This is a genomic window from uncultured Devosia sp., assembly GCF_913055165.1.
In the GTDB taxonomy this organism is placed as follows: Bacteria; Pseudomonadota; Alphaproteobacteria; order Rhizobiales; family Devosiaceae; genus Devosia.
This window is the reverse complement of sequence record NZ_CAJXJS010000094.1, coordinates 1-8,587: the sequence shown is the minus strand read 5'-3', so window position 1 is coordinate 8,587 and position 8,587 is coordinate 1. Positions and strand designations below refer to the sequence as shown.

General features: G+C 62.2%; 9 protein-coding genes. 6 read left to right on the top strand and 3 right to left on the bottom strand.

Annotated features, from left to right (window positions below; translation table 11 throughout):
• The coding region (gene dnaG, locus QZ564_RS18380) for a DNA primase (RefSeq protein ID WP_297113236.1) at positions 1-1,820 on the bottom strand (1,820 nt) is incomplete at its 3' end.
• 57 nt (positions 1,821-1,877) lie between these two features.
• On the opposite strand from dnaG, the gene QZ564_RS18375 reads away from it, so the two are divergent.
• The 4 genes from QZ564_RS18375 to QZ564_RS18360 all read left to right on the top strand — a co-directional run bounded on the left by QZ564_RS18375 (position 1,878) and on the right by QZ564_RS18360 (position 4,847).
• Positions 1,878-2,267, top strand: coding sequence for a hypothetical protein (locus QZ564_RS18375; protein WP_297113234.1), 390 nt, complete (start codon positions 1,878-1,880; stop codon positions 2,265-2,267).
• Between the two features lie 225 nt (positions 2,268-2,492).
• Complete coding sequence (locus tag QZ564_RS18370) at positions 2,493-3,791, top strand: pilus assembly protein TadG-related protein (protein ID WP_297113232.1); 1,299 nt, start codon at positions 2,493-2,495, stop codon at positions 3,789-3,791.
• Entirely contained in the window at positions 3,788-4,312 is a 525-nt protein-coding gene (locus tag QZ564_RS18365; RefSeq protein ID WP_297113230.1) for a TadE/TadG family type IV pilus assembly protein, read from the top strand. The genes QZ564_RS18370 and QZ564_RS18365 overlap by 4 nt, the downstream gene beginning before the upstream one ends.
• Positions 4,299-4,847, top strand: coding sequence for a TadE/TadG family type IV pilus assembly protein (locus QZ564_RS18360; protein ID WP_297113228.1), 549 nt, complete (start codon positions 4,299-4,301; stop codon positions 4,845-4,847). Before QZ564_RS18365 ends, QZ564_RS18360 begins: the two co-directional genes overlap by 14 nt.
• Positions 4,848-4,857: 10 nt before the next feature.
• On the opposite strand, the gene QZ564_RS18355 is transcribed toward QZ564_RS18360, so the two are convergent.
• On the bottom strand, positions 4,858-5,421 hold the full coding sequence (locus tag QZ564_RS18355) for a DUF308 domain-containing protein (protein ID WP_297113226.1): 564 nt from the start codon (positions 5,419-5,421) through the stop codon (positions 4,858-4,860).
• A 209-nt stretch (positions 5,422-5,630) separates the two neighbouring features.
• Between QZ564_RS18355 and QZ564_RS18350 the strand changes: the two genes are divergently transcribed.
• Positions 5,631-6,779, top strand: a complete 1,149-nt coding sequence (locus QZ564_RS18350; RefSeq protein WP_297113224.1) for a GGDEF domain-containing protein — start codon at positions 5,631-5,633, stop codon at positions 6,777-6,779.
• A gap of 48 nt (positions 6,780-6,827) precedes the next feature.
• Here the strand turns inward: QZ564_RS18350 and QZ564_RS18345 are convergent, their stop codons facing one another.
• Entirely contained in the window at positions 6,828-7,280 is a 453-nt protein-coding gene (locus tag QZ564_RS18345; protein WP_297113221.1) for a GatB/YqeY domain-containing protein, read from the bottom strand.
• Between the two features lie 192 nt (positions 7,281-7,472).
• Here QZ564_RS18345 and carA point away from each other — a divergent pair.
• A partial coding sequence (carA, locus tag QZ564_RS18340; protein WP_297113219.1) for a glutamine-hydrolyzing carbamoyl-phosphate synthase small subunit occupies positions 7,473-8,587 on the top strand: 1,115 nt, incomplete at its 3' end.

The window sequence follows — 8,587 nt, the reverse complement described above, 5'->3', positions numbered from 1 at the left end:
GGGTCTTCGCCCAGCGCGGCTTCGGCTGCCTTCAGTTCCCTATTTAGCTGAACTTTCTTGTTATGCAAGGCCAGCGCATGCGCTAATCCGGTTTCAGCATCGGCCAGTGCCGTTTCCGGCCCCACCTGCCAGACGCCCTGCCGGCTCAAAGTCTCCGTCATCCGCGCCAGCGCTGCCCCATGCCCCCGGACACCCAGCGCCGACTGCAGATCGCCAGCCGAAATATCGTGATGCCGCACCACCAGGGCCAGAATGTCGCCGAGCACCTTCTGCGCTACCGGCGTTTCACAATCGAGCGCCGCCAGTCCCTCAAAATGGTCCTCCACCAGCGCCGGATGATTGACCAGCGTCAGGATGATCGTCGCCTCGCGCGGGCTGGCGTCAGCCATCGCCCCTGTCCTGATCAGTCGGGAATTGCGCAAGGTGTCGGATACCACCAGCCGTGGCGTGCCGCCGCGCGGATAGCCATAGGCGCCGCTCTGCCCATAGGCCGGCTTGCCGCCGCGCCAGTTTTCGCGCCCACCACCTTGGCGCAGCGGCGCGAAGAATGCCTTCAACTTCTCGTCAAAAGCCTGCTGATAGTGAAAGCGTACCGTCGAATCCTGGATGGAATTGGCTCGCTCGCGCAGACGCGCCTGCAGCGCAGCCCGCTCCTCGGGCGCCTCGGGCACCAATCCGCCAGTCTCGAAACTCCAGATCATGTCTGAAAGGCTGCGGGCCTTCTCGATCACTTCGGCAAAGGCCGCCCTGCCCTGCGCCTTGATGAGGTCATCCGGATCCTGACCTTCCGGAAGAGTCGCGATCTTGACCGTCTTGCCGGGCTTCAAATGCGGAAGGATCAGGTCGGCCGCGCGCTCAGCGGCCTTGAGACCCGCTTTGTCACCGTCGAAACACAGGATCGGCGTGTCGGCCATCCGCCAGAGTAATTGCACATGCTCTTCGGTCAGCGCGGTGCCCAGCGGTGCCACCGTGCCTTCGAAGCCGGCCGCGACCGCCGCGATCACATCCAGATAGCCTTCCACGACGATGACGCTGGCTCCGTCACGCGCCGCAGTGCGCGCCGACTGCCCGTTGTAGAGCGTCTGCCGTTTGGAAAAGAGCTGCGTTTCTGGCGAGTTGAGATATTTGGCCGGCACATCCGGGCTCAGCGCCCGCCCACCAAAGGCAATTACTCGACCGCGGAAATCGGTGATGGGGAACATCACGCGATTACGGAACCGGTCATAGGTCAGCGGATCGTCGTCTCGGCTAGTCACCAGCCCTGTATCGATCATCGCCTGTGCCGACACCCCATTGGCCGCCAGGTGCTCCTTGAGCCCATTGCGGCTGTCGGGCGCAAAACCGATGCGGAACCGCGCCTGGCTCGTCGGCGACACGCCACGTTCGAACAAATATCCTCGGGCCCGCGCGCCGATATTATGGGCCAGCGCCGCCTCGAAATATTTCGTGGCCAGCTCCATGACATCGACCAGTGTCCGCTGCGCGGCCTCGCGCTTCTCCGTCCGCTCGTCGCGGGCCGGCATCGGCACACCGGCCATTCCGGCCAGCTTCTCGACGGCTTCGGGAAAGCTCATCCCGGCTTTCTCCGTCAAAAACCGGAAGTGGTCGCCGCTCGCACCGCAACCGAAGCAGTGATAGATCCCGCGGCGGTCATCGGCATGGAAGCTTGGGCTTTTTTCGGCATGAAACGGGCAGCATGCCCACATGTCACCCTTGCCCGGCTGGCTCTTGCGCTTGTCCCACAGGACGTGTTCGCCCACCACCTGCGTAATCGGCAGGCGCTGGCGGATCTCGTCCAGAAACGTATCGGTGAAGCGCATGTGTGTTATCTAGGCGCTCACAGCGCCCAAGTCACCAACAGAGAGTTTTCCACAGCCATGCCCAAAGCCAAGATGCCCGTTGCCGTCCTCCTCGCCCTCACGGTCGGTCCGGCGCTGGCCATCGGCATGACCCTTTGGCTGGTCAGCGACATGCTTCCGCCCTGCACCATTACCGAAGCCCAGCGCCTCACTGCGCCCGATGGCGAGTTTGACCTGGTCGCCTTCTCCCGCGCTTGTGGCGACACACCGCCCAATACGCAAGCAGTCCTCGTGCCGCCCGGCGAACTGGTGCCCTTCGATGCCGCCAGCTTCGTTTCTGTGGCCGCCGATGTCGACCTGGCCCCACGTTGGACCGCCCAAGGCACTATCGAGATCACACTGCCCGAAACGGGCGAGGTCCTCAGAAGCGACCCCGCAGTGGCGGGAATTGATGTGACCTACCGCTGACCGCGCCTTGACGCTCTGCGCCTGACCATTGGCTGAACGCGTCTTCCGGGTCGAAAATGTTCAAAAATGCGAGAGGTCACCGCCGCGGCGCCCGATTTTTGTGAGCCCCGCCACGCAAGGCCCCGTTTACGGTCCTTTTATTAATTTCTATTTCAGAACTTAGTACTAGTACGGGGTAGAATCGTAAACGTTTCAGGTTGGGCGCGCTTGAAATACCTCTGTTTTATGCAAGAAATTGCACGCCGCTTCCATGCGAGCGTCTCAGGAAACATTGCCGTCACCTTCGGGCTGTTGCTCCCGCTGCTTCTGGTCGGCGGCGGGGTGAGCGTCGACTACCTGAGAGCCTATGGCGCCTATTCCGAAATGCAGGCTGAGCTCGATCTGGCTCTCATTGCCGCCATCAAGCAGATCGACAATCTCGATTCTGACGCCATCGAGGAGGTCATCCACGATTGGTTCAGCGCCCAGACGCGGCTCGACTCCTTCTCGCTCGAAGATATCGTGGTCAGCACTGAGGGCTCTACCATCAGCGCCACGGCCACCGCTCAGGTCCCCACCACGCTAATGCAGATCGCCGGCATTCTCTCGGTCCCGGTCGCCGTGAAGAGCGCCGTTGCCGGGCCAGCGACGTCCTATCTGAATGTCTATCTGGTCCTCGACAAATCCGCCTCAATGCTGCTGGCGTCCACGCCCGCCCACCAGTCACACATGACTTCGGCTCTGGGCTGCGCCTTTGCATGCCATGAGCCGCACTCCGTTTGGGTCAACGGCTCCCACTACGACACCTATTATCACTACAGTTCCAGCAACAATGTCGAACTGCGTACCGACGTCATGCTCGACGCTGTCGAACAGGTTCTGAGCACAGTAGAAGGGATCGACCCCTCGGGGTCGCGCATTCGCGTGGGCCTCTACCGCCTGGCAGCGACCACGGCCCGAGCGCTTTCGCCCACGTTCGATATGGATGCCGTCCGTGCCGCCCTGCAGAACCCTTCCAAATATCTGACCAGCGCCACCTCCACTGACGGGACATTCTTCGACGTCTCGCTCAACGCCTTGACGCCCATGGTCGGCACTGCAGGCGACGGCAAAACCGCAAATAGTCCGCTTAAACTGGTGATGATGGTGACAGACGGCGTGCAGTCCCGCCGTTCCTGGGTGATCAATTGGTGGGAAAGAGGCAAGGTCGGCCCCCTCAATCCGGAATGGTGCGACAATATCAAGTCCAACGGCGCCACCTTCGCGACCGTTTACACCACCTATCTGCCCATCCCGTGGGACTGGGGGTACAATGCCACGCTGGGCCAGACCATGGCGAGCGGCGTTTGGTCAACGACCTGGGGTGGCGAAATGCGGGCGGGCGTCTCCAGCAGCACCTCGCGTCACGACTATCTGCCGATCGCGCTGGAGGACTGCGCCACCTCCTCCCAATATTTCATGCAGGCAACCGACGTCAGCGAGATCAGTGACAGCCTGACCACGCTGTTCAACCGCTATCTGTCCAGCGTGAGGTTGACCCAATGATTTGGCTGGCCCGGAAATGGCGCCGTCTGCGGCGCAATCAGCGCGGTGCAACCGTCGTGGAGTTCGCGCTGCTGGTCGGCCCCTTCCTTTTCCTGCTGCTGGGGACGATGGAAGTCAGCATGCAGTACTTCGTCGCGACGGCCATGGACTATTCGGTCCAGCGCACGGCGCGCCTGGTCCGCACCGGCCAGGCCCAGACGCAGGGGATGAGCGCCGAGGACCTGCGCGAAGCCATGTGCGACAATATCTTCGACCTGTTCGATTGCATGGACAATAGCCACATCGACGTGGTCGAACTCGACAGCCTTGCGGCCACCACCTACAGCCTGCCCGTCAACGCCAATGGTGATTTCACCGGGGTCCAGATCTACGAGGCCGGGGTTGGCGGCTCCTATATCATTGTCCGCGGCTTCTTCCAGTTCTCACCATTATTCGACGTCTTCGGCGCCCTGACGCCCCGCCTGACCAATGGCAACCGCGTTGTTGTCGCCAGCGCCCTGTTCCGCAATGAACCGTTCTAGCTGCCATCGTATCATCGGTGACGAGCGCGGGGTCGCCGCGATCGAATTCGCCCTCATCGTGCCGATCGTGCTCGTGATGTTGATCGGCATGGTCTATGTCAACGAGGCGCTGACCGTTCACCGCAAGCTGCGGCAGGTAACCGCCACACTCACCGACCTTGTCGCGCAGCAGGACGAGATCACCCAACAGGCCGTGACGCTCACTATGGCCGGATCGGCCTCGCTTCTGGCCCCATACGACACGACGAGCCTCAAGCTGGTGTTGACCGTCATTTCGAACAATGGCGGCACCCAGACGGTCGCCTGGTCAAGGGCCTATCAGACCACCCCGGAATCGACTGGAAATCCTCCGGCCTTTCCCGTGCCCGCAAGCCTGGCCCTGGATGGCGTGCAGACGGTCGCAGTGCGAGCGGATTTCACCTATGAATCCATTTTCTCCGCCTTGGCCAGCGCTTTCGGCGCCGGTCAAGGCCTCGTCATGCAGGACACCATGTATGAGCGTCCCCGCACCAGCGACACAATTGAACTGAAATAGCCGCCGGGGCTTACCCGGCCTTGCTTGCCTGGTAGAGCCGCCACGCCCAGCCGAACAACCCGATGGCGAAGACGATCAGCAAAATGCCGCCGATGACGACGCCCACCGCTGCCGAAAACACCGGGAAAAACAGCAGCAGCAGTCCGAGCAGCACGTAGGACAGCCCCGAGAGGACGACCGGCCAGATCCGGGCATAACTCTCGCGCTCCCGGACCACCACCACGATCTGCATCGCGCCCACGAACAAGGCCGCAAGGCCGACCAGCGTCACAATGAACGTCACGGTGAAAATGGTCGCCAGCAACGGGCTGACCAGAATGACAATGCCAAGCAGCAATGAGGCGGCGTTTGCGATCACGTCGAACCAGTAATTGCCCGACTTTCCGCCCCCGAAGGTGAGGCTCCACAAGCCCAGCACCCCGTCGATCAGCAAGAGCGCTCCACCAAACAGCACCAGCACGGTCAATGCCTCAGTGGGCCAGACCACCGCATAGATGCCACCCACCAGCATCAGCAAACCGCGCAAGGCCGTGGCCAAGGCAAACCGCTTCCTGGTCTCCGACGAAATAGACATTACACCCTCCTTGCGGCATGCCGCTTGCCCAATCTGTAACCAGACTAACCCGGCGCGCAGAGTCGCCCAAGAGCACACCGTCCAATGCCAATCGGTAACCAGCCGTTAACCACCCGCGTAGCGGGTCCTAATCCTTAGCCACCCTTTAGCGGAATCCGGTCTATGACGGCATCTTCCAGAGTCGGAATCGGCTCGCTCGGTGACCAGGCATGATCGACAACGCGACACTATTGATTGGTATTGCCTTTTCCAGTGCCTCTCTCACCGTGGCATTGCTCATCGGCTGGCTCAACGCGCGCCACGAAAAATACCTTGTCCATGGCGGCTTCGGCGTCGCCTCTGTTGCTGCGGGCGCGAGCATCCTAGGACTGCGCGAAGGCAGCTATGATCTCTTCCATACGCTCCTGCCCTATACCCTGGTCGTGGTCGGGCTGTCGCTGATCTACTCCGGCTCTCGCGTCTTCCGTGACTCCAATGCAAGCTTGCTCCCCGCCATTGCCGTGGTGGCGATCGCCCTTCCGGTACAGGCCGTTCCCTTCCTCATGGGCTATTCGGGCATTGGGGCCATCGTCCTCAACATCGCGGCGGGCGTCTTCATGTTGCTTTGTGCTCGCGAATACTGGCTCATCCGGCGGGAAGCATGGGTGGCCCTGGTCGCCAACAGCACGCTTTATGTGGTGGTGGCGCTGTCCTTCTTCGCCTGTGCGGTGATGCTGGTCCTGGACGGCAATTGGGTGCTCACGGCGCCCGCCGACAACTGGGCCGAGGATCTGAATTCCATTCTGAGCCTCACCGGCCTCACCGGCATCGGCGCCATCACCCTTACGCTGCACCACGCCCGCGCCGCCCGGCGCCACCGTTTGGAAGCCAATACCGACGCCCTGACCGGCGTCCTCAACCGCCGTGCCCTGTTCCAGCGCTTCGCAGAAAGCGACAGCGTGACCGGATTGGCCGTGATCATGTTCGATCTGGATCACTTCAAGCAGATCAACGACCGGATGGGCCACGCCCATGGCGATTTCGTACTCACCCGCTTTGCCGATATCCTGCGGCAGGAACTGCGGCACAGCGATGCCATTGCCCGCCTGGGCGGGGAGGAATTCTGCGCCATCCTCCCCGGACGGGATCGGGATGCGGCCCGGCAGGTTGCCGAACACATCCGCAAGGCCTTCGCCGACCTTGCCCTGGCCATCGACGATGAGGGCAAGACCACCGCAACAGTCAGCGCCGGCATGGCGACAGCAGGTGTCAACGAGACCTTCTCATCGGTCCTCAGCCGCGCCGATTCTGCCCTCTACAAGGCCAAGCAGGCCGGCCGCAACCAAGTCCACGTCGCCCCGTTCCGCCTCGTGGCATGACGGACGGCGACCTTTCGGGAAGCAAAAGGTCGCCATCCGTCCTGGTCATCAAGCGCTCAGTGCCGCCCGAACCTGGCCACTGGCCTTGCCGAAATCGATTCGCCCCGGGTAGTCGGCCTTGAGCTGCGCAATCACCTTGCCCATGTCCTTGGGCCCCTCCGCGCCGGTCGCAGCAATGGCTGCGGTAATGGCGGCAGCAACCTCTTCATCGCTCAGCGACTTAGGAAGGAACTCATTGAGAATGTCGATCTCTTCCTTTTCTACCGTGGCCAGATCGGCCCGCCCGGCCTGGGCGTAGATCGCAAAGCTCTCCTCGCGCTGCTTCACCATCTTCTGGATCATCGCCAGGATTTCGTCATTGGTGGCCGGCCCCTTGCCCTCACCGCGATTGGCGATGTCGCGGTCCTTGATCGCCGAATTGATCGACCGCAGCGTCGCCGTGCGGCGCTGGTCCCGGGCCTTGAGCGCCTGTTTGAGCCCTTCGCTGATGTCTTCGCGCATGTGATCTCTGGCTCCTTGCCATGCATTTTCCTGCCCCCATATAGGCAACAAACGCGGCTCCCGCCACTTGCGCTGATTGGCCATGCCTTCTATGAGGAGGCCTCAACCGACATCATCGCTTTGGCAACTGGCAGGCCTTCGGCCGCCGCTCGTGCCGCGCGACCACACGATAACCGAGCTTGGAGTTCCAACGTGACCGGCTGGCAGCAAAAACCCGCGACCGCAGTTCTGATCCTGGCCGATGGCACGCGCCTTGAAGGCCACGGCATCGGGGCGGTGGGTCACGCCGCTGGCGAGGTGTGCTTCAACACCGCCATGACCGGCTACCAGGAAGTGCTGACCGACCCCTCCTATGCCGGGCAGATCATCACCTTCACCTTCCCCCATATCGGCAATGTCGGCACGAATGACGAAGACATCGAAACGGTGAACATGGCGGCCCTGTCGGGCGTGCGTGGCGTCGGGCTCAAGGCCGACATCACCAACCCCTCAAACTACCGCGCTGCTGAAAAGCTCGACGCCTGGCTCAAGAAGCGCAACATCATCGGCATTGCCGGCATCGACACGCGCGCCCTCACGGCCCTGATCCGCGAAAAGGGCATGCCCAATGGCGTCATCGCTCATGAGCCGACCGGCCAGTTTGACGAAGGCTCGATCAAGGCCGAACTGGACGCCTTCCCCGGCCTTGAAGGTCTCGACCTCGCCAAGGAAGTGACCACCGCCCAGACCTATCACTGGGACCAGACCGGCTGGCAGTGGAACAAGGGCTACGGCACCGTCGAGAATCCCGAATTCCATGTCGTCGCCATCGACTACGGCGCCAAGCGCAACATCCTGCGTTGCCTGGCCGACCAGGGCGCCAAGGTGACCGTCGTCCCGGCCACCGCCACGGCGGCCGACGTCATGGCACACAACCCTGATGCCGTGTTCCTCTCCAACGGTCCCGGCGACCCGGCCGAGACCGGAAAATATGCTGTGCCAACCATTCAGAAGCTGATGGAAACCGGCAAGCCAATGTTCGGCATCTGCCTCGGCCACCAGCTCATGGGCCTGGCCCTGGGTGGCAAGACCTCCAAGATGCATCAGGGCCATCACGGCGCCAACCACCCGGTCAAGGATCTGACCACCGGCAAGGTCGAGATCACCTCGATGAACCACGGTTTTGCCGTGGACGCCGAAAGCCTGCCCGCTGGCGTCACCCAGACCCATATTTCCCTGTTCGACGGCTCCAATGCGGGCCTGGCCGTGGATGGCAAGCCGATCTTCTCGGTGCAGTACCATCCCGAAGCCAGCCCCGGCCCCAAGGC

Coding starts and splice junctions, on each gene's coding strand:
- QZ564_RS18375 (WP_297113234.1), top strand. CDS start 1,878: ATGCCCAAAGCCAAGATGCCCGTTGCCGTCCTCCTCGCCCTCACGGTC.
- QZ564_RS18370 (WP_297113232.1), top strand. CDS start 2,493: ATGCAAGAAATTGCACGCCGCTTCCATGCGAGCGTCTCAGGAAACATT.
- QZ564_RS18365 (WP_297113230.1), top strand. CDS start 3,788: ATGATTTGGCTGGCCCGGAAATGGCGCCGTCTGCGGCGCAATCAGCGC.
- QZ564_RS18360 (WP_297113228.1), top strand. CDS start 4,299: ATGAACCGTTCTAGCTGCCATCGTATCATCGGTGACGAGCGCGGGGTC.
- QZ564_RS18355 (WP_297113226.1), bottom strand. CDS start 5,421: ATGTCTATTTCGTCGGAGACCAGGAAGCGGTTTGCCTTGGCCACGGCC.
- QZ564_RS18350 (WP_297113224.1), top strand. CDS start 5,631: ATGATCGACAACGCGACACTATTGATTGGTATTGCCTTTTCCAGTGCC.
- QZ564_RS18345 (WP_297113221.1), bottom strand. CDS start 7,280: ATGCGCGAAGACATCAGCGAAGGGCTCAAACAGGCGCTCAAGGCCCGG.